Genomic DNA, 21,259 nt, shown 5'->3' with positions numbered 1-21,259 from the left:
TGACGAAAGCGGCGCGGCCGGGGAGTTGAGAGGTTCGCACGCTGGAGAAATATGTCGACCGGTCAATTGCTTGTGGAGGTCTGGTGCTTGTGCCGGGAGGTTGGTAACCCTGGTCGGCATGAAGAGACTTCTGATCGCCGCGGGCGGGGGCGGGGACGTCATCGCCGCCGTCATGCTGCACGCGGCGCTGTACGGCCCGGCCGCGCCCGCGCTCGTCCTGACGTACTCCTGGGAGCGCCTGGTCGTCGATCCGTTGCCCGGCCCGCGCGGCCGCGCGGACTTCACCGGCCTGGACAGCCCGGCGCCCCACCTCGACCTGGTCACGGCCCGGACGGCGCCGATCCCCCCGGCCGGCTCGTCGCTGCCCCGGCTGGCCGCCGAACTTCCGCTGCCGCTCGGCCTGCTGGACCCGTACGGCGGCGCGGCCGGGCTGGCCCGCACCGTCGCGGCGGCGGCCCGGCACTGCGGCGCGACGCACGTCGACGTGGTCGACGTCGGCGGCGACATCCTGTCCGACGGCACCGAGCCGACGCTGCGCAGCCCGCTCGGCGACGCCCTCGTCCTCGCCGCCTGCGTCCGCACCCGGCTGCCGACCCGGGTCTGGATCGCCGGCCCCGCCCTGGACCGGGAGGTCCCGGCGCGGGAGCTCTTCGCTCGGCTGCCGCCGGCCGACTTCGCCCTCGGCGCCGCGCACGTCGAACCGGTCCGCCGGGTCTTCGGCTGGCACCCTTCAGAGGCCAGCGCCATGCTGGCCTCCGCCGCCCGGGGCGTGCGCGGCCGCTGCGGCATCCGCGACGTCCCCGAGCCGCTGCGCCTGGACGACCGCAGTGCCGGCGTGCACCGGCTCTCCCTCACCCGCGCGGTCGCCCTGAACCCGCTGGCGCGCCGCCTCGCGGACAGCGCCGGTCTGGACGACGCCGAGCAGGCGAGCCTGGAGGTGTGCGGGTTCTCCGAGGTCGCCCGCGAGCGCGCCCGGGCGGCCGCCGGACCGCCGCCGCCCGCCGTTACCGTCTCCCCCGACGGTGCCGACCTGCCCGCCCGCCTCGCCGACTGGCGGGCCGTCCTGCGCCGCGAGGGCGTCACCCTGGCCACCCGCCGCCGGGCCGTCGAGGACCTCGCCCTCGGCCCGGCCGACCTGCGCCGGATCGCGCCCTCCACCGGGAGCGCCTTCCCGCTCCTGACGGTGTGACGGATCCTCCGCCACCCGCGGGCGGCCGCCCGGTCAGCCCGCGGCGGCGGGCTGTTCGGCATCGCCGAAGCGGGCCAGGGTCAGCGCGCCGATCACCGCGGCCGCGAAGCCGAGGACGGCCAACGGGGCCAGGTCGTGCCGGGTGTGGTCGCCCAGCACGAGCACCCCGACCGCGGCGGGGCCCAGCGTCTCGCCGAGCACCATCGCGGCCGTCGCCGCCGTCACCGAGCCGTGCTGCATCGCCCAGGTCAGCGCGGCGAAGCCGCCGAGGCCGGCGACCGCGATGGCGTACGCCGAGGGCTCGGTCAGCAGGTCCGGGAGCCTCGGGTCGGGCAGCACCCGTGCGGCGACGCCGACCACCCCGAACTGCAGGCCCGCGACCAGGCCGAGCAGCGGGGTGCGGCGGGCTCCGCCGAAGCGGACCACCAGCCGGCCGGCCCCGAGCAGCAGGACCGCGACGAGCAGCACGCCCAGCCGCAGCGCCTCGTCGCCCTTGCCCTGGCCGTCCCGCCCCGCGGTGAGCGCGAGCACGCAGAGCCCGGCGCAGACGGCGGCCACGCCCAGCCACTCGCTGCGCCGCAGGCGTACGCCCAGCACCCGGGAGGCGCCGACGGCGGTCACCGCGAGCGCCGAGGCCAGCGCGGCCTCGACGACGTAGAGCGGCAGCCGCCCCAGGGCGACGAGTTCGGCGGCGAAGCCGAGCATGTCCATCCCGACCCCGACCAGGAAGGGCCACTGCCGGAGCGCACCGGCGAGGGCGGCGGTCTCGCCCGTCTGCGGGGAGGTGGCCGCCCTGCGGGCGCCGACCGCCTGCAGCACGGTGGCCGTGCCGGTGAGCAGTGCGGCCAGGAGGGCGGACAGCAGTCCGATGAGCATGGGCCGACGCTACGGTGCGGGGCGGCGGCGGGGGTGGCTGACGCGCCGTCGGACCCCGGCGGTCGGCGGGGGCCGAAGGGCGGGGGTCCGACGGCGGGGGCCGGGCGGCGGGTGTGATTCCGGCCTGGTGACTCATTGTCATGCTCAGATTTAAGGATCAGGTTACTTCTGGATAATCTCAGGTCGTCCCACGGGTGAACACCCGTCACCTCCTGCAAGGAACCACACGTGCACCTCCCCTGGTCCCGCCGGTCCGGCCGTCTGAACTGGTCGCCAAGCTCGGCCCGGCGGCCCGGTCGGTGACCCTCACCGTCGCCTCGATGACCACCTCGCGCACCGCCTTCTCCTGGAACCACTCCAAGCTCCTGGTCGTCGACGGCCGCAGCGTGATCGCCGGCGGCATCAACGGCTGGAAGGACGACTACCTCGACACCGCGCACCCCGTCTCGGACGTCGACCTCGCCCTCACCGGCCCCGCCGCCGGCTCCGCGGCCCGCTACCTGGACACCCTCTGGCAGTGGACCTGCGGACGCACCGGCGTCCTCGACAACGCCTGGTTCGCCTCCACCGACGGCGCCGCCTGCCGGCCGTCGATGGAGCGGGAGCTCAACCCGGACGCACCCGCCACCGGCAACGTCCCCGTCCTCGCCGTCGGCGGCCTCGGCGTCGGCATCCGCGCCGCCGACCCCTCCTCCGACTACCGCCCGGGCCCGGTCACCGGCGCGTCCGACGCCAAGTGCAGCCCGCTCACCCTGCACGACAACACCAACGCCGACCGCGACTACGAGACGGTCAACCCCGAGGAGAACGCGCTTCGCGCCCTCGTGGCCGGGGCCACCAGCCACATCGAGATCTCCCAGCAGGACATGAACGGCACCTGCCCGCCGCTCCCCCGCTACGACTCCCGGCTCTACGAGACGCTGGCCGCCAAGCTCGCCGCCGGGGTCAAGGTCCGCATCGTGGTGAGCGACCCCGCGAACCGCGGCACCGTCGGCAGCGGCGGCTACTCGCAGATCAAGTCCCTCAACGAGATCAGCGACGTCCTCAAGGCCCGGCTGACCGCCCTCACCGGGGACCGGACCAAGGCCGGCGCCGCGCTCTGCAGCAACCTCCAGCTCGCCACCTTCCGCGCCGCCCCCTCCGCCACCTGGGCCGACGGCCACCCGTACGCGCTGCACCACAAGCTGGTGGCGGTCGACGGATCCGCCTTCTACATCGGCTCCAAGAACCTCTACCCGGCCTGGCTGCAGGACTTCGGCTACGTCGTCGAGGACGGCACGGCGGCCGCGCAGCTCGACCGCGACCTGCTGACCCCCGAGTGGCGCTACTCCCAGGCCACCGCCACCGTCGACTGGGCCACCGGCCGCTGCCAGGCCTGAGCACCCGTCGGACGGCCCGCACCGGAGGGGCCGCCCCCGCACGCCACCCGCGTGCGGGGGCGGCCCCTCCGCCGCGACCGGGAGCCGCGCCCGGAGCGGGCCGGACCGGGCAGGCCGTCAAGAGGCCGTCAGCGGGCCGTCGACCGACCGTCAGCGGGCCGCGAAGCGTTCGATGGCCTCGAAGACGTGACGGACCTTGGTCTCGCTGTCGAGGTGCCCGGCGTCCTCGGCGACCAGCAGTTCGGCGTCCGGCCAGGCCCTGACCAGCTCCCAGACGGCCTGGAGCGGTCCGTTCATGTCCATCCGGCCGTGCACCAGCACGCCGGGGATGCCGGCCAGCCGGTGGGCGCCGCGCACCAGCGCGTCGTCCTCCAGGAACAGGCCGTGGGAGAAGTAGTGCGCGCAGGTCCGCACGAGGGCCATCCGCTCGGCCCGCGGCAGACCGGTGAACGGGCCGCGCCGCCCGGGCAGTTCGTGGGAGAGCAGTGCGTCCTCCCAGGCGGACCAGTCCAGGGCCGCCCGCTCCCGCACCTCCGGGTCCGGGTCCTCCAGGCGCCGGGCGTAGGCGCCGAGCAGGTCGCCGTCGCGCGGGGTGCCCGGCACCCCGGCGAGGAACCGCTCCCAGGCCTCGGGGTAGAACCGCCCGGCTCCCCGGTACAGCCAGTCGATGTCGCTGCGCCGACCGCCGAAGACGGCCGCCAGGATGATCTCGGACACCCGCTCGGGGTACTGCTGGGCGTAGGCCAGGCTGAGGGCGGAGCCCCAGGAGTAGCCGTACAGCAGCCAGCGCTCGATGCCCAGGTGCTCCCGGAGCCGTTCCATGTCGGCGATCAGGTGGTGGGTGGTGTTGTGCCGCATGTCGGTGGCCGGGTCGGCGGCGTTCGGGGTGCTGCGGCCGCAGCCGCGCTGGTCGAACAGCACCAGCCGGTAGCCGGCCCGGTCGAACCGCCCGTAGCCACCGCGGTGGAAGCCCCCGCCGGGGCCGCCGTGCACCACGACGGCGGGCTTACCGCCGGGGGTCCCGCGGACCTGCCAGTAGACCTGGTTGCCGTCGCCGACGTCGAGCATGCCCTCGTCGTAGGGCTCGGGCACCATCCGCGGCTGGGTCACGTGCGCTCCTTCGCTGGGTCGACGGGCCCGGCGGTGGCGAGGCCGGGCGGACGTCCGCCCGGAGCCCGGGCGGACGACCGCAGCAATCTACCGACCGTCCGATCGGCGCGCGGGCGGATTTCCCCACGGGCTCCGGGCGGTGGGGACGACGGGCCCGCCCGCCGTGCCATCCCACCGGGCGCCGCCCGGTGGCCGAGCCGCCGCAGCGGGGGTTGCATGGGGTGACGAGCCCCAGCGAATCCCGGAGGCAGCCGTGTACGAGATGTGGGCCGAGCACGACCCGGCGATCTTCCCCCCGACCGTGGTGTGGCACGTCGTCACGAAGGACGACGCGACGACCTCGCTGTGCGGCCGGTTCCTGGAACCCGCCCAGCGCGTGGCACCTCCGGCGGACAGCGCCGAGCCCCTGACGCCGGACCGCTACTGCGACCCGTGCCTGGTCACCGTCCGCGAGGCGATGGCGGCCGACGCCCACTGACGCCGGCACCCGCGGCGGGCACTCAGCGCAGCGGCACCGCCAGGAGGCAGCTGTGCCGGCCGGTGCCGGTGGGCGCGGCGAGGACGGTGGCCACCTCGCCGGCGATCTCCACCCGTAGGTCACCGTCCGCGTTCTCCCAGACCGGACGCCCACCGGGCCCCACCACGCCGGTGGAGTGCACCACGACGACGGTGGGCGGGGCGTGCCCGCCGACCGGACCGGGCAGGGTCACCGCGTAGCGGTGCGTGAGGCTCCGCATGATCGGCCTCCTCGTTCGTCTTCCCGCCCTGTGCTGCCGATTGTCCTCCCCACCGGGCCGGATGTACACGAATGGTGCAGGGCGGCCCGCGACCGCTCCGTCCGGCCGGTCCGACACGCCCGGGGCAGGTGACCCGACAGCCGGTCGCTCACCGCAGGTGCCGCTCCGGGCCCGGGTGTGGCCACGCGGGCAGCGGGCAGACGCGAGGCGTCGCGACCCGACTGGCGACGAGGAGGCACACCCGATGACCGATCCCGCGAAGTCCTCGGCCCGACGCCCGGAGGCGGCCCACGGGCGACGGAGCGTCGGCCGGGGAGGCGCCGTGGAACCGGCGGAGGCCGAGGAGGTGGCGGGCGCATGAGCGACTTCGACGCCTTCGCGGCCCTGCTGGACTACCCGGTCTACGTGGTGACGGCCGCCGGGCGCGAGCCGGCCGGCTGCCTGGTCGGTTTCGCCGGCCAGTGCTCGATCCGGCCCTCGCGGTTCGTGGTGTGGATCTCGCGGGCGAACCACACCCACGAGGCGGCGCTGCGGGCGGACGCCCTCGCCGTCCACCTGCTGCCCCGCGACCACCGGCTGGCCGAGGTGTTCGGCGGTCTGAGCGGCACGGGCAAGTTCCCGCTGGTCGAGTGGTACCACGGCCCGTTCGGCGCGCCGATCCTCGCCGCGGCGCCGGCCTGGTTCGTCGGCCGGGTCCTGGATCTGGCCGAGTGGGGCGACCACACCGGGCTGCTGCTCGCCCCCGTCGCCGTCCACGTGCCGCCCGGGGCCGCGCCGCTGCTGTGCTACCGCGACGTCGCGGACGTCGAGCCGGGTCAGCCCGCCTGAGCCGGCCGCGCGGCCGCGTGCCCCGGGGAGGGGGGCGGCGGCCGCGCGGGCGGCGGGTCAGCGCAGCACGCCGCGGACGGCCTCCGGGTCGGTGGGCGCGAGCGGGGCGGCTCCGCCGGTCGCGGCGTCCCCGCCGGCGGCGGCGGTGGCGGTCTTGCTGGTGGTGGCCGGCGGCGGGGTCACGTAGACCGGGGCCGGGTCGGCTTCGGGGGCACAGGTCCTGGCGATCCGCCCCTTGCCCTCGGGCAGGCTGCCGTCGCGCAGGTAGGCGGTGAAGGTGTCGTCCAGGCACGGGTTGTCGTGGAAGAGGATCTCGTGGAAGCTGCCCCCGGTCTGGACGACCAGCTTGGAGCCGGGCAGCGCGTCGTGCATGGCGAGGCCGCCCTCGTACGGGGTGGCGGCGTCCTCGGTGGCCTGGAACAGCAGGACCGGGGGCAGGCCCTTGCCGGTGATCTTCGTGCGGCCGGCCGGGTTGCCCTGGTGGGGCCAGAACATGCAGGCAGCGTTGTACCACATGTTGTTATAGGTGTAGAAGGGCGCGACGGCGTCGACCTGGGCCTGGTCCTTCTTCCAGACCTCCCAGTCCCGCGGCCACGCGTTCTCGGTGCACTGGGCGGCGTTGTAGGCGGGGAAGGTGCCGTCGTCGGCGCCGGGGGCCGCGTAGCGGTTGTAGGCGATGTTCAGCGGCCGGGTGTCGTGCTGGGTGACGTAGGCGGAGAGGACGGTGGCCATCCTCGGCCAGCGCAGGAAGTTGTAGCCGCCGCCGTAGAAGGTGTCCTCGAACTCGGCCGGGCCGATCTTCCCCGGGGCCGGGGCGGCGTCGACCGGGTCGGTGCGCAGCGCGGCCTCGACCTGGGCGTAGGCCTTCTCGACGGCGGCGGCGTCGGTGCCCAGGTGGTAGACGGAGTCGGCCTTGGCGGTCCAGGCCGCGAAGGCCTCGAACCGGCGCTGGTGTTCCTTGTCCTGCAGGATGTTGTGGTCGTACCAGGTGATGGTCGGGCCGACGATGCTGTCGAGCACCATGCGTCGCACGTGCGAGGGGAAGAGCTGGCCGTAGGTGGAGCCGAGCGAGGTGCCCCAGGATCCGCCGTAGAAGTTGATCTTCGGCACGCCGAGGGCCCGCCGGATGCTGTCCATGTCGCGCGCGTTGTCCACGGTGGTCATGTGCGGCAGCAGCCAGGACCAGTCGGCGGCGCAGTCGGCCGCGTAGCCGGCGGCCCTCTTCAGCCAGGCCTTCGCCGTGCCCTGGCTCGCCTGGTAGTCGGGCCGCTCGCCGTCGAAGTAGTGGGCGTCGCAGACCACGTGGGGGTCGCTGCCGTTGGTGCCGCGCGGGTCGAAGCCGATCCAGTCGTAGGTCGAGGCGACGTCCTGCGGGACCTTCCCGGAGATGTAGGCCGGCATCCAGAGTCCGGAGTCCCCGGGGCCGCCGGGGTTGAGCAGGATCGGGCCCTGCTGCTTCTCCTTGGGCGCGGTGGCCGGCAGCCGGTTGAGCTTGATCCTGATCTTCCGGCCGTGCGGGTCGGCGTAGTCCACCGGCACGTCGAGCATCGCGCACTGCAGTGCGGGCGTGGTGGCGTCGTTGCAGGAGCTCCAGGCGAGCTTCCCCTGCCCGCTGTCGACGAGTTCGGCGGTACCGGGTTCGGCGGCGGAGGCGGACACTCCGCCGAAGGCGGCGACGGCCGCGGCTGCCGCGAGCAGGGCGATGGCTTTTCTCATGGGAAGCATGATGTGATATGTGCAATGGTACAGCTAGGGGGCTGACCGGACTTTACCGAGCTTTGACCGGAGGTCGGTCGGGAGCCCGCCGCACTGACGCCCCCTCGGACGGGGCGCGTCCGGCGGGCGCGCGGGCGGGCCCCGTCCGCCAGCTCAGCCGAAGAAGCCGAGCGCACCCAGGGCGCAGACCCCGCCGGCGCCCATGAAGACCGGGGTGAGGACCTTGATCTCGACCCAGCTGCCGGCCCGGAACCGCATGCCCTTGGGCGGGCCGACCGGGTACCAGCGCTTGCGCCCGATCGGGATGGGCCAGAACACCGGGCAGCCCGAGACGGTCAGCGCGTCACCCAGGCAGTGCACCAGGGCGCCGAGCGCGACCGGCAGACCGATCCACAGGTACTGCTGCCCGGGCTGGTCGAACAGCCACCCGGCACCGTTGCCGGGCTCGTCGAGCACGTCGGCGAGCATCCAGGCGCTGGTCGCGCCGAGCAGCCAGACCAGCACGTCGCTGGAGACCCTGGCGTGGCGCCAGAGCAGCCCCTCGATCGCCAGCACCATGTGCACGAAGAGCACCGCGAGCACGCCCCACCGGCCGCCGAACACGGCCACCGCGGACGCGCCGGCCCCGCAGAGCGCCGCCCACAGCCAGGTGTGGGTCAGCGTGCGGTGCCCGCCCGAGCGGCGCGGATCACCCTTCTTGCGGGTGGCCTTGTAGGCCGCGTACGAGAGCTTGTCGATCACCTCGCACAGCGAGCGCGAGACCGGACCGAAGGCCCGGGATATCGTGGCGGCCTTGTGGTCGAGGTCCGGCGCGAGCGCGGCGCCCGCGCAGATCAGCGCACCGACCAGCAGCACCGGCCAGGGCATCGGCTCTCCCAGCCCCGCGGCGACCGCCCCGGCTCCGAGCCACGCCGCCGCCCCTGACAGTGAATGCGCCGGTCCCATCATGATCTGGCTCCCGCCCTCGTATCCACGCCCCCGACGAGGACCTGACGGTTTCCCAGCATATCCGCACAAGATCATCATTCGTACCGCCGCCTGGTCCCGCCCCCGGCGGGGCCGGGACCAGGGCTCGCCCCTCCCGGGGGCGGCCTCACTCGGGAGCGACGATCTCCGGCGCGAACACCGTGCCCAGCGGCTCCGGCCCCACGTACTGCTGGCAGTTGCAGTCGCGCGCCTCGAACTGCAGCGGACGCCGCTCGGCGTCCCAGGCGGTCGGCGCCTCGACGACCTCGTGGCACCGCCCCTGCTTGTCGTGCTTGGCCAGGTGGTGCGTACAGCCGCAGACCGGCTCCGGCGGCCGGTGCGCGGCCTCCAGCGCGAGCCTGCGCTTGTCCTCCGCCTGCAGCCTTTCCATCGTGCGCTCGTGACGCGTCTTCAGCGCACCCCGCACGTTCTCGACGACCCAGCCGCCGCCGATCATGACGGCCGGGATCACCGCCCACAGCCAACCCATGGTGTCCTCCCCCTCTTCAGTGGTGGCGGACAGCATACGGCCAGCTCGGACGCCCTGCACCGACGCCCCGTCCGGTCCGGGGGCCGGCGCGTCCGGCCGGTCTCAGTCCCTCCGGACGGCGACCAGGCAGGTGTCGTCGTCGGTGTCGGAAGGGCTGAGCTCCAGCAACCGGTCGAGGAAGCCCTCCAGGTCCGGCCCGGGCGCTCCGGCCGCCCGGATCAGTTGGTCGACGGACTCCTCGACCGGCCGGTCCCGGCGCTCGACCAGGCCGTCGGTGTAGAGCAGCAGGACGTCCCCCGGGTCGAGCCGGGCGGTGTGCTCCTCGTAGGCCGCGTCCTCCAGGGCCCCGAGCAGCACGCCGTGCGGCAGCGGCAGGACCTCGGCGCCCGCGGCGCCCAGCCGGATCGGGGGCAGGTGCCCTGCCCGGGCCCAGTGCAGGCCACCGCCCGCCGGGTCGAGCAGGACGCAGACGGCGGTCGCGGTGACCTGCCCGGGCTCGCCCAGCGCGACGGTGTTGGCCCACTCCAGCATCCGGCCCGGCCCGGCCCCGGTGACGGCCAGGGCGCGCAGCGCGTGCCGCAGGGCGACCATGCCGGTGGCCGCCCCCACGCCGTGGCCGGCGACGTCCCCGACCGCGAGCAGCACCCGTCCGTCGGGCAGCGGCATGACGTCGTACCAGTCGCCACCGACCCGGTCCTTCTTGGCGGCCGGGCGGTAGCGCACGGCCGCCCGCAGGCCGCCCGGGCCCAGCGCCGGCGGGACGGTCGGCAGGATGGCCTGCTGGAGCCGCAGGGCCAGTTCGGCGCGCTCGGCGGACTCCTGCTCGGAGTCGGCGAGCCGCTCCCGGGTCGCGCCGAGCGCGACCTCCGTCCAGTGCTGCGCGGACACGTCGTGGTAGGCGCCGCGGACGGCGGCGAGGCGGCCGTCCGCGTCCAGCACGGGCTCGGCGATGACCCTGGTGTAGCGCTGCGCGCCGTCGGGACGGACCAGCCGGAAGACGGCGGAGGCGCTGCGGTGGCGGTGCCGGACGGTGTCCACCAGCCGGCGGATGGCCGGTTCGTCGTCGGGGTGGGCGTGCCGGCCGAGGTGGGCGAGCGGTACCGGCGCCGCTTCCGGCGGCAGCCCGAACAGCTCGTGCAGGCCCTCGCTCCAGCCGATCCGGCCCGTACCGGCCGGTTCCTCGAACCCGGCTACCCGGGCCAGCCGTTGGGCCTGGCGCAGCAGGTCGGCCTGCTGCGGCGCACCGGCCCGCGCCGGGCCCGGCTGCCAGCTGAGCAGCAGCCGGTCCCCGAGCGGGGCCACGGCGAGCCGGACGGTGCTCGGCAGGGGGTTCGCGCCGCGCTGGAACTCCAGCTCCAGCAGCGCCGCGGGCTGCGCGGCGCCGCTCTCGTGGCAGCGCAGCAGGTGCGCGAAGAGTCCGGTGGCGGCGGCGACGGGGTAGGCCTCCAGCAAGGAGGAGCCCTCCACCTCCGCACGCGGGCGGCCGAGCGGATCGTGGAAGAGGTCGTTGACGCGCAGGATCGCGAAGTCCGCGACCCGGCCGCCCCGCAGGACCGGTGCCAGCAGCAGGGCGGGGGTGAGCAGGCCGTCCGGCACCGCGCCCAGGTCGTCGTCGGCGGGCGGCTCCGCGGGGCCCTCGAGGAGGGTGGCGCACAGGTCGGCCAGGGCCCGCAACTGGCGGCGCTCGGCACTGCCGAGGCCGGGCGCCGGGGGCGGCCAGAGCACTTCCAGGGCTCCCCGGCGGCGGCCCCGCTCCAGCAGCGGAAGGACGGCCCGGACGGATCCGGGACCGACTGAGGGGCCCGCCGTCTCCGGGGTGCCGGGCCACAGGTCCCGCCCCAAGCCGACGGCCCGCTGCGCCGGGGTGGGGACGCCCGGTGGGACGCGGGCCCAGGCGGCCGCCTCCGCGGTGGGCAGTCCGGCCTGGGCGGCGAGGGCGAGGGCACCGTCGGCGAGGCACTGCCAGACGGCCACGGCGCGCACGCCGAGCGGCCCGCCGGTCTGGTCGAGGACGGCTTCGACGGCGTGCTGCAGCTCGGAACGCTCCCCGCCTGCGAACGCGGCCGGGCCCGGAGCGGCCACGGGCTCGCCGTCGGCCTCGCCCGGGTACTCCGGCGCGGGCAGGCCCGCGACGTCGGCGGCCAGCGCCGCGACGGGGACGCCGGATTCCCGGGCGAGGCGGCCGAGATGGGCGGCCGCCTCGCCGAGCGACAGGCCGAGCCGTTCGGACAGGATGCCGGTCGCCAGGTCGACGACCGCCCGAGAGCGGTCCTCCGCCCGCATCCGCTCGACGGTGCGCTGAAGTCGGCGGACAGTCCCGGCAAGCGCCCGGGCGGTGCCGTCCTCTGGGTCCGGTCCCGGGCTCACGGCAGGTCCAGCACGTGCCGCATCCGGTCGAGGAGGATGCCGATGTCCACGGGCTTGGTGACGTGGTCGTCCGCGCCGGCGGCGAGGCTGCGGTCCCGGTCGCCCGGCATCGCCTTGGCGGTGACGACGATGACCGGCAGCCGGGCGAAGCGGTCGTCGGCCCGGATGGCACCGATCGCGGCGTAGCCGTCCATGCCGGGCATCATCACGTCCATCAGGACCAGGGCGGTGTCGGGGTGGGCGTGCAGCAGGTCGAGCGCGCCGCCGCCGTCGGCGGCGTGCAGGACGTCCAGGCCGCGCTGTTCGAGGGCGGCGGTGAGCGCGAACACGTTGCGCACGTCGTCGTCGACGATCAGGACGGTCCGGCCCGTCAGGGGCCCTCGCGATGGCTCGGGCGCGGGCACTGCGGCCTCGACGGATTGCGGGGCGCCGCCGATCAGCTCGACCAGCCGCCCGCGCAACGCGTCCAGGCCACCGGGGAGTTCGAGGCCGCCGGCGGTCGCCGTGCCGGAGCGGGCCGCGGCGTCACCCTGGTGGCCGAGCACCGGGGTGTCGCCGTCCAGGGCCGGAAGCAGTACCGGAGCGAGGTCCCCGAAGTGGTCGAGGTCGAGGACGGCGCAGCGGTAGTGGCCCTGGACCAGGGCGGAGCGCAGGGCGGCCTCGTCCCCTGCGGCGCGGACCTCGACCGGCCCCGCCGAGGGCCCCGCGGACCGGACGGCGGCCCGGGCGACCATGGTGAGCAGACCGGGCGGTTCGGGTTCGACGACGAGGACGTGCCGCCGGTCGGCGTGGGGTTCGGCCGGCTCCCCGGTCGCGAGGTAGAGGGTGAAGCGGCTGCCCTCTCCGGCTCTGGACCGGACGACGATGGTGCCGCCGAGCAGCCGGGCCAGCTCCCGGCTGATGGACAGGCCCAGGCCGGTGCCCCCGTAGCGCCGGCTGGTGGTGCCGTCGGCCTGCTGGAAGGCACCGAAGATGGCGTCCAGGTGGCCCGGGGCGATGCCGATGCCGGTGTCCTCGACGTGGAAGGCGACGGCCGCGGCCAGGTGGCCGAGCTCGGCCGGGAGGTCGGGGGCGCGGACGGGTTCGAGCCTCAGCTCGACCCGGCCGGTGTCGGTGAACTTGACGGCGTTGGAGAGCAGGTTGCGCAACACCTGGCGCAGCCGGGCCTGGTCGGTGACGAGTCGTTCCGGCACGGCCTCGTCGACGGTGACCTCGAAGCCGAGGCCCTTCTGGTCGGCGAGCGGCCGGAAGGTGGACTCCACGTAGTCAAGCAGCTCGTGCACGGCGAAGGGTTCGGGGCTCAGCTCCATCTTGCCGGCCTCGACCTTGGACAGGTCGAGGATGTCGTTGATGAGCTGGAGCAGGTCGGCGCCGGCCGAGTGGATGACACCCGCGTACTCCACCTGCTTGGGGGTGAGGTTGCCGGCGGCGTTCTGGGCGAGCAGCTGGGCGAGGATGAGCAGGCTGTTCAGCGGGGTGCGCAGCTCGTGGCTCATGTTGGCCAGGAACTCCGACTTGTACATCGAGGTGAGGCTCAACTGGCGGGCGCGCTCCTCGAGTTCCTGCCGGGCCTGTTCGATCTCCAGGTTCTTGGCCTCGATGTCGCGGTTGCGTTCCGCGAGCAGCGCCGCCTTCTCCTCCAGTTCCGCGTTGGAGCGCCGCAGCTCCTCCTGCCCCTCCTGCAACTCCTCCGAGCGGGCCTGCAGTTCGGCGGTGAGCCGCTGGGACTCACCGAGCAGTTCGTCGGTGCGGGCGTTGGCGAGCAGGGTGCCGATGTTGACGCCGCACGCCTCGGCGAACTGCTCCAGGAAGTCCCGGTGGACTTCGGTGAACGGGTGGACGGAGGCGAACTCCAGCACGCCGAGCAGCCACTCCTCCAGGGCGATCGGCAGGATCAGGACGGCCCGGACGTCGGCCGACCCGGCACCGGAGGAGATGGTCGCGTAGCCGGGTGGCAGGTCGTCCACGGCCACGGTGCGCCGGGTGCGGGCGGCCTGGCCGACCAGGGTCTCGCCGAGCCGCAACCGCTCGTCGGGCAGTCCTTCCGCCGACCGGCCGTAGGCGCTGATCAGGGCGAGTTCGGGGCCGTCCGCGCCCTCCTCGGCGAGGAAGAAGGCCCCGTACTGGGCGCCCACCAGCGGAGTGAGTTCGTCGGTGATCATCTCGGCCACGGAGCGGACGTCCCGGCGCCCCTGGAGGGCGGCCGCGAAGCGGGCGAGGTTGGTCTTCAACCAGTCCTGTTCCTGGTTGGCCAGGGTGGTCTCGCGCAGGGAGCCGACCATGGCGTTGATGTTGTCCTTGAGGTCGGCGACCTCGCCGGAGGCGTCCACGGTGATCGATCGGGTGAGGTCGCCGGCGGCGACGGCGCTGGTGACCTCGGCGATCGCGCGGACCTGTCGGGTGAGGTTGCCGGCCAGCTCGTTGACGTTCTCGGTGAGCCGCTTCCAGGTGCCGGATACCCCCTCGACCTCGGCCTGCCCGCCGAGCCGGCCCTCGGTGCCGACCTCCCGGGCCACCCGGGTGACCTCGGCAGCGAAGGCGGACAGCTGGTCGACCATGGTGTTCATGGTGGTCTTGAGTTCCAGGATCTCGCCGCGAGCGTCGACGTCGATCTTGCGGGTGAGGTCGCCGTTGGCGACCGCGGTGGTGACCTGGGCGATGTTGCGGACCTGGCTGGTCAGGTTGTGCGCCATGAAGTTGACGTTGTCGGTGAGGTCCTTCCACGTCCCCGCGACGTTGGGAACGCGGGCCTGGCCGCCGAGGATGCCCTCGGTGCCGACCTCGCGGGCGACCCTGGTCACCTCGTCGGCGAACACCGACAGCGTGTCCACCATGGTGTTGATCGCGTCCGCCAGGGCGGCGACCTCGCCCTGGGACTCCACGGTGATCTTCCGGGAGAGGTCTCCGCGCGCGACGGCCGTCGCCACGTCGGACATCGACCTGACCTGGCCGGTGAGGTTGGACGCCATCACGTTGACGTTGTCGGTGAGGTCCTTCCAGGTGCCGGAGACGCCCCGGACGGTGGCCTGGCCGCCGAGGTTGCCGGCCGTGCCCACCTCGCGGGCGACCCTGGTCACCTCGTCGGCGAACGCGGACAGCTGGTCGACCATCGTGTTGATGGTCTCCTTCAGCTCGAGGATCTCGCCCCGGGCGTCCACCCGGATCTTCTGGCTCAGGTCGCCCTCGGCGACGGCGGTGGTCACCTCGGCGATCGCGCGCACCTGGGCGGTGAGGTTGTCGGCCATCACGTTCACGGACTCGGTGAGGTCGCGCCAGGTGCCGGAGACGTCCCGGACGTCGGCCTGGCCGCCGAGCCGGCCCTCCGTGCCGACCTCCCGGGCCACCCTGGTCACCTCACCGGCGAAGGAGGACAGCTGGTCGACCATGGTGTTGATGGTGGTCTTCAGCTCCAGGATCTCGCCCCGGGCCGTCACGGTGATCTTCTGGGTCAGGTCCCCCTCGGCGACGGCGGTGGCGACCTGGGCGATCGCCCGGACCTGGCCGGTCAGGTTGCCGGCCATGAAGTTCACCGAGTCGGTCAGGTCGCGCCACGTCCCCGAGACGCCCTTGACGTCGGCCTGGCCGCCGAGGATGCCCTCGGTGCCCACCTCCCGCGCCACCCTGGTCACCTCGCCGGAGAACGAGGACAGCTGGTCGACCATCGTGTTGACGGTGTTCTTCAGCTCCAGGATCTCGCCCCGGGCGTCGACCTCGATCTTCTGGGTCAGGTCGCCCTCGGCGACCGCCGTGGTCACCTGGGCGATGTTGCGGACCTGCCAGGTGAGGTTGCCGGCCATCGCGTTGACCGAGTCGGTGAGGTCCGCCCAGGTGCCGGCCGCGCCCGGCACCTGCGCCTGGCCGCCGAGGCGCCCGTCGGTGCCGACCTCCCGGGCCACCCTGGTCACCTCCGAGGTCAACCGGGACAGCTGGTCCGCCATGCCGTTGAAGACCGTGGCGATCTCCCCCAGCACCCCGGGCTGGTCGGGCGTGAGCCTCGTCCCGAAGTCGCCGTCGCGCACGGCGGTCAGCCCGGCCAGCAGCTGCCGCAGGGCCTGTCCGGCCGGGTCGGCGGGCCGCGCACCGGGTGCCGGCTGCTCGTCCATCCTGTCACCGTCCCGCACGGACGCACGGCCCCAGCGCCGACGGGCGGGCTGCGGCTCGTGGGGGCGGCGGGCGCCGCCCTGCTCCCACTCTGCCACCGGCGGGCGGCGGGCGGGCGGGCGGGCGGGCGGGGTGCCTCCCCCCCTGGTCCGGACCGTGGTGCGGGCCCGGGCCGTGGCGGCGGGCCGCTCACTCCGGCACGGAGTCGCGGACCGGGAGCGCGTGGGTGGCACCGGTCAGTTCGAGCATCCTGAGCACCATCGGACGGGGGCGGGCGAGCTCGACCCGGCCACCCCCGGCCACCGCCCGCTTGTGGGCGCGGAGCATCACGTTGAGACCGCTGGAGTCGCAGAACTCCAGGCCCGCGCAGTCGAGCACGACCACGGTGCCGGGGACGGCCAGGACGGCGTCCAGGGCCACGGTCAGGGCGCCGGCCGTGTCGAGGTCGAGCTCGCCCACGAGGGTGAGGACGGTGCCGCGTTCCCACGGGCGGGCGACCGCGGTGAACCCGAGCGTCTCCGGTACGGGCTGCGCGGCCCTGGGTCGGCGCGTCATGGCGGCGGCTCCCTTCCTTTCCCGGGCCGTCCACGGCGACGGCTCCCCGCCCCACGGGTATCCGCTGCGGGGAACCGGAAACGCCGCGGGGGTCTCAGGCCCGGTGGGCCCCGTCGGCCGGGCGGCCCAGCGGCGACGGCACCTCCAGCCAGACCGCCTTCCCCCCGCCCTCGGGCAGCGATCCCCAGGACCGGGCCAGGCGGTCCACCACCCGCAGCCCGTGGCCGCCGGGCCGGCCCGGGTCGATGAGCGGCTGCAGCCTCGGCGGCACCGGGCTGGCGTCGACGACCTCCACCCGCAGCCGCTCGCCGTCCCAGCGCAGCCGCAGCTCCCGCGGCCCCCCGGCGTGCAGGCACGCGTTGGTGACCAGTTCCGAGACCATCAGCAGGACGTCCTCCGTCACGGCCTGCCGCTCGTCGTCGAGCGCCGACAGCCAGTGCCACGTGACCAGGGCCGAGAGGCTGAACTCGCGGCAGCGCGCCACCGCCCCGTCGGCCCCGTCCAGGACAAGCCGCCTGATCCGCTCGGCACCCGGCGTCCGTCCGGGGTCGTGCGGGAGCCCGTCCGCGGCACGTGTCACACCGGCCTCCTCACGTCGGGTCGGCGACGGACTCGGACGCCGGGCCGGCCGTGCCCAGCGCGGCGTCGAGGTCCGGGTGGATGCGCAGGACGGTGTCGGCCCCGGTGATCTCGAACAGCCTGGCCACCACCCCGCGCGCACCGGCCAGCTCCAGGCGCACCCCGTCCGCCCCGGTGTCCTGACGCGCGCGGAGCAGCAGGTTCAGCCCGGTCGAGTCGCAGAACCGCAGACCGGCGAGGTCGACGACGATCCGCCGCTCGTCCTCCTCCCCGGGCCCGGCGAGCGCCGCGCGCAGGGTGTCCGCCGTGTCGCGGTCCAGCTCGCCCTCGACGGAGACCACCCGGACCGGGCCCTCCCGCCGCGCCGTGACCCGCAGCCCACCGGGGCCCTGCTCCTCCGCGCCCGCACCGGGCGGTTCGGCTGACCGTGGCATGGCGGGCTCCTGGTCGGGTTGCGGCGGCGGTGTGCCGTCCCGACCATCATGCCGCGCACGGCCCCGGGATGCGCGGACGGACGGCGTCCACCCGTCCGGCGCCCGCGCCGAGGGGTGCGCCGTGCATGGAACAGCCGTGCATGGAACACCGGAGTCCGGGCACACGCGGCCCAGGGCGGGCACCGCCCTGACCGCGAGACGAGAGGAGCCCCGTCGTGGGTACCGACGACAAGCTGCGCAATGCCGCCGACAAGGCCAAGGGCAAGGTCAAGGAGGTCACCGGGCGGGCCACCGGGGACCGCTCGATCGAGGCGAAGGGCCGCGCCGAGCAGGCGAAGAGCGACCTCAAGCAGGCCGCCGAGAAGATCAAGGACGCCGGCCGGCACTGACCAGGCGCCGGGCGGCCGCCCCGCGGCGGCCTGCGCGGCCCGAGGAGGCGAGAGACGTGGACGACAGCTCGCAGGACCCACCGGTGCGGGCGGAGACGCCCGAGTCCCGGATGACCGGGGAGGGTGGCAGGCTTCCACCCGAGCAGGAGAAGCGCAAGGGGCCGGAGGACGGCCCTGAGTACGAGGTGACCGACCCGGTGGAGGAGCCGCGACCGCACGGCCGGTCCGGCCGCCCGGGGCCTCCGGACAGATGATCACAGCACCGTCCGGCGCACTCCGGCGAACGGGTGGTCCGGCACGGTGATCCGGCGCGCGGCGGCGTCGCCTCCGGGACGCGGCCGCGCGCCGGGCGGTAGACCTGGGGGCCGCCCGCCGCACCGGCGGGCCGGCCGCCCGGGAGCGGCGGGGGCGGGAGCGGCAGCACGGTCGGACCGTCGATGCGGTGCCGGCCCGTGCCCACGGCGCCCTCCTCCCCCCGGGGCTCCCGGCGGTGGGCCGCCGGGGGCACGGCCGCCCGACCGGGCGGCCCCGCCACACGACCGAGACCACGACCCCTGGGAGGCGGCCCGTGCGCGACACCGGCCACCGACCGCCCCGGCCGGCTGCCGGGCGGCGGCCCCGCGTGCCCGCGCCCCGGCCACGGCCGGCCCCGCCCCACGCCACCGTCCCGCCCGGGCTGCGGACGGCGGCCGCCTACACCTGGCGGCTGCTCCTGTTCGGCATCACCGGCTACCTCGTGGTGCAGGTCCTGGGCGAGCTCCAACTCCCGGTCGTCGCCCTGTTCCTGGCGCTGGTGATCACCTCCGTGCTGCGGCCGCTGGTCGACCTGCTGGCCCGGCGGATGCCGCGCGCGCTCGCCGTGCTGGTGTCCTTCCTCACCGCGATCGCGCTGGTCCTGGGGGTGCTCACGCTGGTCGGCACCACGGTGGCGGGCGAGTGGAGCCGGCTGGGCGAGGAGCTGCACGGTGGCCTGGCCCGGCTCGACCACTCCTTGAGCGGTGCGCCGTTCCACGTCCGTCCGGGCACCGTCACCGACTTCCGGTCCAAGCTCGGCGAGTTCCTCTCCGAGCACCGGTCCACGCTGATCAGCACCGCGATCAGCAGTGCCGGCCGGGTCGTCGAACTGGTCACCACGGCCGCCCTCGGCCTGTTCTGCTCGGTGTTCTTCCTGCACTCCGGCGACCGGATGTGGGGCTGGGCGGAGCGCCAACTACCCGCCGGGGCCCGGTCGGTGTGGAGCCGGGCGGGGCGGGTCGGCTGGCAGACCTTCGCCGGGTACACCCGGGGCGTGCTGATCGTCGCGTCGACCAACGCCGTGCTCGTCGGCATCGCCCTGTCGGTGCTCGGCGTCCCGCTGGTGCTGCCGTTGACGGTGCTGGAGTTCGTCGCCGCGCTCGTCCCCCTGATCGGATCGCCGATCGCGCTCGCCATCGCCTCGCTGGTCGCCCTGGCCGTGCGCGGGCCGGTGGTCGCCCTGCTGGTGCTCGGGCTGATCGTGGTGATCGGCCAGATCGAGGGCCACCTGCTGCACCCCCTGGTACTGGGCTGGTCGGTCCGGATCCACCCCGTGGCGGTGGCCCTGTCCGTCACCGGCGGCGCCGTCCTGGCCGGGGTGCTGGGCGCGGTCGTGGCGGTGCCCGTGGTCTCGGTGGCCTGGGCCGTGATCAGCGAGCTGCGCGACGGCGGTCCGCCCGCACCACCCCGGGCCCCACCAGCGGACGGGCGGCCCCGCCGTCGCCAGCGGTGAGCCCGGGAGCGCCGGCCCGGTTCACCCCGCCCCCGGCGCGACGAGCCCGGTCTCGTACGCGAGGACCACGGCCTGGGCCCGGTCGCGCAGGTTCAGCTTGGCGAAGATCCGGGCCACGTGGGTCTTCACCGTCGACTCGCTGAGGGTCAGTTCGCGGGCCAGCTCGGTGTTGGACAGCCCTCGCCCGAGCAGGGCGAGCACCTCCGCCTCGCGCGGGGTGAGCGGGGCGAGGTCGCGGTGCAGCGGCGGGCCGTCCGCGCCGGGGGCCGGGCGCGGCGCACCGGCCGCGAACCGCTCGACCAGCCGCCGGGTGATCGAGGGGGCGAGCAGGGCGTCCCCGGTGTCCACCAGCCGGACGGCGGCGGCGAGGTGCGCGGAGGTGACGTCCTTGAGCAGGAAGCCGCTGGCCCCGGCGGAGAGGGCGGCGTAGACGTAGTGGTCGAGGTCGAAGGTGGTCAGCATGATCACCCGGCAACCGGGCACCTCGGCGAGGATGCGGCGGGCGGCCTCCAGGCCGTCCGTGCCGGGCATCCGGATGTCGAGCAGGGCGACGTCGGGCCGGTGCAGGACGGCGGCGGCCACCGCCTCCGCGCCGTCCCCGGCCTCCGCGACCACGTCGATGCCGCGCGCGGTGAGGATCATCCGGAAGCCGGTGCGGACCAGCTCCTGGTCGTCGGCGATCACCACCCGGGGGCGGCGGTCCCGGTCCGGACCGTGCTCCCGCGCGTCCGCCCGCCGGGCCTGCTCCCTCACGTCTCTCCCCCGGTCCTGTTCCCCCGCCTCTCCCGGCCCTCCGCCGACCTCGGTGCCCGCCGTCACGGCCGGTCCAGCGGGATCCGGGCGCGGACCCGGAAGCCGCCGCCGAGCCGGCGCCGGGCGTCCAGGTCCCCGCCGTACACCGCGACCCGTTCGCGCAGGCCGAGCAGCCCGCGCCCGGCCCCGTCGGGCCGCTTCGCCGGCACCGCGGCGGGTGCGCCGGAGGACGCGGCCGGTCCGCCGGCGAGCACGCTCGGCCCGCTGTTGAGCACCTCGACGCGCAGGTAGTGGTCCGCGTACCGCACCGTCACCTCCGCCGTCACCCCGTCCCCGTGCTTGAGCGCGTTGGTCAGCGCCTCCTGGACGATCCGGTACGCCGTCACGTCGATGCCGCCGGGCAGCGGCCGCGGCTCGCCGGAGATCCGCACCTCCACCGGCAGCCCGGCGAAGGCGAACCGGTCGATCAGCGGGCTGAGCCGGCTCAGGCTCGGCTGCGGCGCGAAGCCGTCCCCGTGCGGCTCCTCACCGCCGTCCGCGGCGGGGGCGAGCAGGCCGAGCAGGTGCCGCAGTTCGGTCATGGCGTCCCGCCCGGCGGCCTCGACGGCGCCCATCGCCGCCGCGGCCTCCTCGGGCATGGTCGTCACCACCTCGCGGGCCGCCCCGGCCTGAACCACCATCAGGCTCACGTTGTGGCTGACGATGTCGTGCAGTTCGGCGGCGATCCGCGCCCGTTCGGCGTCCACCGCGGTGCGGGCGGCGCTCTCGCGCTCCCGCTCCAGCAGCCAGCCGCGCTCGCCGATGGCCGCCCGGTGCGACCTGCGCGCCCGGCCGAGCGCGACGGCCAGCCAACCCGCGCACGCGCACGCCGCCCCGGCCACCGCGACGGCGGCCCACTCCCACCCGATTCCCCACACGACGTCAGCTTCGCAGGTCACAGCATGATCCACATCATCCGGGGGTGCCGCACCCGTACATCTCCGGTACTACGGCGGCCCGCGGTTACACCCGGGGTGGGACGTGGCACCCGGGTGTCGGTGCCT

19 protein-coding genes are annotated in these 21,259 nt (G+C 75.1%); 6 read left to right on the top strand and 13 right to left on the bottom strand.

Translation table 11 applies throughout. The features are described 5' to 3' along the window. Positions 1-118 precede the first annotated feature (118 nt). Positions 119-1,189, top strand: a complete 1,071-nt coding sequence (locus AB0N04_RS15140; protein WP_360222842.1) for a DUF1152 domain-containing protein — start codon at positions 119-121, stop codon at positions 1,187-1,189. Between the two features lie 33 nt (positions 1,190-1,222). Here AB0N04_RS15140 and AB0N04_RS15135 read toward each other — a convergent pair whose 3' ends face one another. Beyond that, on the bottom strand, positions 1,223-2,065 hold the full coding sequence (locus tag AB0N04_RS15135; protein ID WP_360222839.1) for a hypothetical protein: 843 nt from the start codon (positions 2,063-2,065) through the stop codon (positions 1,223-1,225). 320 nt (positions 2,066-2,385) lie between these two features. On the opposite strand from AB0N04_RS15135, the gene AB0N04_RS15130 reads away from it, so the two are divergent. Then, positions 2,386-3,444 (top strand): hypothetical protein, encoded by a 1,059-nt coding sequence (locus AB0N04_RS15130; RefSeq protein ID WP_360222836.1) that lies wholly within the window; start codon positions 2,386-2,388, stop codon positions 3,442-3,444. A gap of 150 nt (positions 3,445-3,594) precedes the next feature. Here the strand turns inward: AB0N04_RS15130 and pip are convergent, their stop codons facing one another. Beyond that, entirely contained in the window at positions 3,595-4,539 is a 945-nt protein-coding gene (pip, locus tag AB0N04_RS15125) for a prolyl aminopeptidase (RefSeq protein WP_360222859.1), read from the bottom strand. Between the two features lie 268 nt (positions 4,540-4,807). Between pip and AB0N04_RS15120 the strand changes: the two genes are divergently transcribed. Continuing rightward, complete coding sequence (locus tag AB0N04_RS15120) at positions 4,808-5,032, top strand: hypothetical protein (protein ID WP_360222833.1); 225 nt, start codon at positions 4,808-4,810, stop codon at positions 5,030-5,032. A gap of 22 nt (positions 5,033-5,054) precedes the next feature. On the opposite strand, the gene AB0N04_RS15115 is transcribed toward AB0N04_RS15120, so the two are convergent. Beyond that, on the bottom strand, positions 5,055-5,291 hold the full coding sequence (locus AB0N04_RS15115; protein ID WP_360222830.1) for a DUF6296 family protein: 237 nt from the start codon (positions 5,289-5,291) through the stop codon (positions 5,055-5,057). 357 nt (positions 5,292-5,648) lie between these two features. Here AB0N04_RS15115 and AB0N04_RS15110 point away from each other — a divergent pair, with 357 nt between their 5' ends. Further along, the gene (locus AB0N04_RS15110; RefSeq protein WP_363364418.1) at positions 5,649-6,119 is read left to right on the top strand and encodes a flavin reductase family protein; all 471 of its coding nucleotides are present in this window, start codon (positions 5,649-5,651) and stop codon (positions 6,117-6,119) included. Between the two features lie 57 nt (positions 6,120-6,176). On the opposite strand, the gene AB0N04_RS15105 is transcribed toward AB0N04_RS15110, so the two are convergent. The 8 genes from AB0N04_RS15105 to AB0N04_RS15070 form a co-directional block, all read right to left on the bottom strand. Then, positions 6,177-7,835 carry an alpha/beta hydrolase gene (locus AB0N04_RS15105; protein ID WP_363364415.1) on the bottom strand — a complete coding sequence of 553 codons (1,659 nt, stop codon included), beginning with the start codon at positions 7,833-7,835 and terminating at the stop codon, positions 6,177-6,179. Positions 7,836-7,988: 153 nt separating this feature from the next. Beyond that, positions 7,989-8,783 (bottom strand): metal-dependent hydrolase, encoded by a 795-nt coding sequence (locus tag AB0N04_RS15100; protein ID WP_360223183.1) that lies wholly within the window; start codon positions 8,781-8,783, stop codon positions 7,989-7,991. A gap of 145 nt (positions 8,784-8,928) precedes the next feature. Further along, on the bottom strand, positions 8,929-9,291 hold the full coding sequence (locus AB0N04_RS15095; protein WP_360223180.1) for a hypothetical protein: 363 nt from the start codon (positions 9,289-9,291) through the stop codon (positions 8,929-8,931). 102 nt (positions 9,292-9,393) lie between these two features. Further along, entirely contained in the window at positions 9,394-11,574 is a 2,181-nt protein-coding gene (locus AB0N04_RS15090) for a SpoIIE family protein phosphatase (protein ID WP_360223177.1), read from the bottom strand. 80 nt (positions 11,575-11,654) lie between these two features. Then, positions 11,655-15,761 carry a HAMP domain-containing protein gene (locus AB0N04_RS15085; RefSeq protein ID WP_363364411.1) on the bottom strand — a complete coding sequence of 1,369 codons (4,107 nt, stop codon included), beginning with the start codon at positions 15,759-15,761 and terminating at the stop codon, positions 11,655-11,657. Positions 15,762-15,948: 187 nt separating this feature from the next. Further along, the gene (locus AB0N04_RS15080) at positions 15,949-16,314 is read right to left on the bottom strand and encodes an STAS domain-containing protein (protein ID WP_360219905.1); all 366 of its coding nucleotides are present in this window, start codon (positions 16,312-16,314) and stop codon (positions 15,949-15,951) included. 94 nt (positions 16,315-16,408) lie between these two features. Continuing rightward, positions 16,409-16,894, bottom strand: a complete 486-nt coding sequence (locus AB0N04_RS15075) for an ATP-binding protein (protein ID WP_360219908.1) — start codon at positions 16,892-16,894, stop codon at positions 16,409-16,411. A 10-nt stretch (positions 16,895-16,904) separates the two neighbouring features. After that, a complete protein-coding gene (locus tag AB0N04_RS15070) occupies positions 16,905-17,327 on the bottom strand; it encodes an STAS domain-containing protein (protein WP_360219911.1) in 423 nt (140 codons plus the stop codon). 215 nt (positions 17,328-17,542) lie between these two features. Here AB0N04_RS15070 and AB0N04_RS15065 point away from each other — a divergent pair, with 215 nt between their 5' ends. Continuing rightward, positions 17,543-17,716, top strand: a complete 174-nt coding sequence (locus AB0N04_RS15065) for a CsbD family protein (protein WP_360219914.1) — start codon at positions 17,543-17,545, stop codon at positions 17,714-17,716. Positions 17,717-18,338: 622 nt separating this feature from the next. Continuing rightward, positions 18,339-19,463: an AI-2E family transporter gene (locus AB0N04_RS15060; protein WP_360219917.1), complete on the top strand. Its 1,125-nt coding sequence runs from the start codon at positions 18,339-18,341 to the stop codon at positions 19,461-19,463. 21 nt (positions 19,464-19,484) lie between these two features. Here the strand turns inward: AB0N04_RS15060 and AB0N04_RS15055 are convergent, their stop codons facing one another. Together AB0N04_RS15055 and AB0N04_RS15050 are read right to left on the bottom strand one after the other, a co-directional pair. After that, positions 19,485-20,216, bottom strand: a complete 732-nt coding sequence (locus tag AB0N04_RS15055) for a response regulator transcription factor (RefSeq protein WP_360219920.1) — start codon at positions 20,214-20,216, stop codon at positions 19,485-19,487. A 62-nt stretch (positions 20,217-20,278) separates the two neighbouring features. Next, positions 20,279-21,133, bottom strand: coding sequence for a histidine kinase (locus tag AB0N04_RS15050; protein ID WP_360219923.1), 855 nt, complete (start codon positions 21,131-21,133; stop codon positions 20,279-20,281). Positions 21,134-21,259: the final 126 nt, after the last annotated feature.

Source organism: Kitasatospora sp. NPDC051702 (assembly GCF_040681575.1).
In the GTDB taxonomy this organism is placed as follows: Bacteria; Actinomycetota; Actinomycetes; order Streptomycetales; family Streptomycetaceae; genus Kitasatospora.
Note: the sequence above shows the minus strand (reverse complement) of the source record. Positions and strands in the feature narration are given on the sequence as shown.

Excerpts from the sequence above, each read along its gene's own strand:
- AB0N04_RS15140 (WP_360222842.1), top strand. The coding sequence starts at position 119 with ATGAAGAGACTTCTGATCGCCGCGGGCGGGGGCGGGGACGTCATCGCC.
- AB0N04_RS15135 (WP_360222839.1), bottom strand. The coding sequence starts at position 2,065 with ATGCTCATCGGACTGCTGTCCGCCCTCCTGGCCGCACTGCTCACCGGC.
- AB0N04_RS15130 (WP_360222836.1), top strand. The coding sequence starts at position 2,386 with ATGACCACCTCGCGCACCGCCTTCTCCTGGAACCACTCCAAGCTCCTG.
- pip (WP_360222859.1), bottom strand. The coding sequence starts at position 4,539 with ATGGTGCCCGAGCCCTACGACGAGGGCATGCTCGACGTCGGCGACGGC.
- AB0N04_RS15115 (WP_360222830.1), bottom strand. The coding sequence starts at position 5,291 with ATGCGGAGCCTCACGCACCGCTACGCGGTGACCCTGCCCGGTCCGGTC.
- AB0N04_RS15110 (WP_363364418.1), top strand. The coding sequence starts at position 5,649 with ATGAGCGACTTCGACGCCTTCGCGGCCCTGCTGGACTACCCGGTCTAC.
- AB0N04_RS15105 (WP_363364415.1), bottom strand. The coding sequence starts at position 7,835 with ATGAGAAAAGCCATCGCCCTGCTCGCGGCAGCCGCGGCCGTCGCCGCC.
- AB0N04_RS15100 (WP_360223183.1), bottom strand. The coding sequence starts at position 8,783 with ATGATGGGACCGGCGCATTCACTGTCAGGGGCGGCGGCGTGGCTCGGA.
- AB0N04_RS15095 (WP_360223180.1), bottom strand. The coding sequence starts at position 9,291 with ATGGGTTGGCTGTGGGCGGTGATCCCGGCCGTCATGATCGGCGGCGGC.
- AB0N04_RS15090 (WP_360223177.1), bottom strand. The coding sequence starts at position 11,574 with ATGCGGGCGGAGGACCGCTCTCGGGCGGTCGTCGACCTGGCGACCGGC.
- AB0N04_RS15085 (WP_363364411.1), bottom strand. The coding sequence starts at position 15,761 with ATGGACGAGCAGCCGGCACCCGGTGCGCGGCCCGCCGACCCGGCCGGA.
- AB0N04_RS15080 (WP_360219905.1), bottom strand. The coding sequence starts at position 16,314 with ATGACGCGCCGACCCAGGGCCGCGCAGCCCGTACCGGAGACGCTCGGG.
- AB0N04_RS15070 (WP_360219911.1), bottom strand. The coding sequence starts at position 17,327 with ATGCCACGGTCAGCCGAACCGCCCGGTGCGGGCGCGGAGGAGCAGGGC.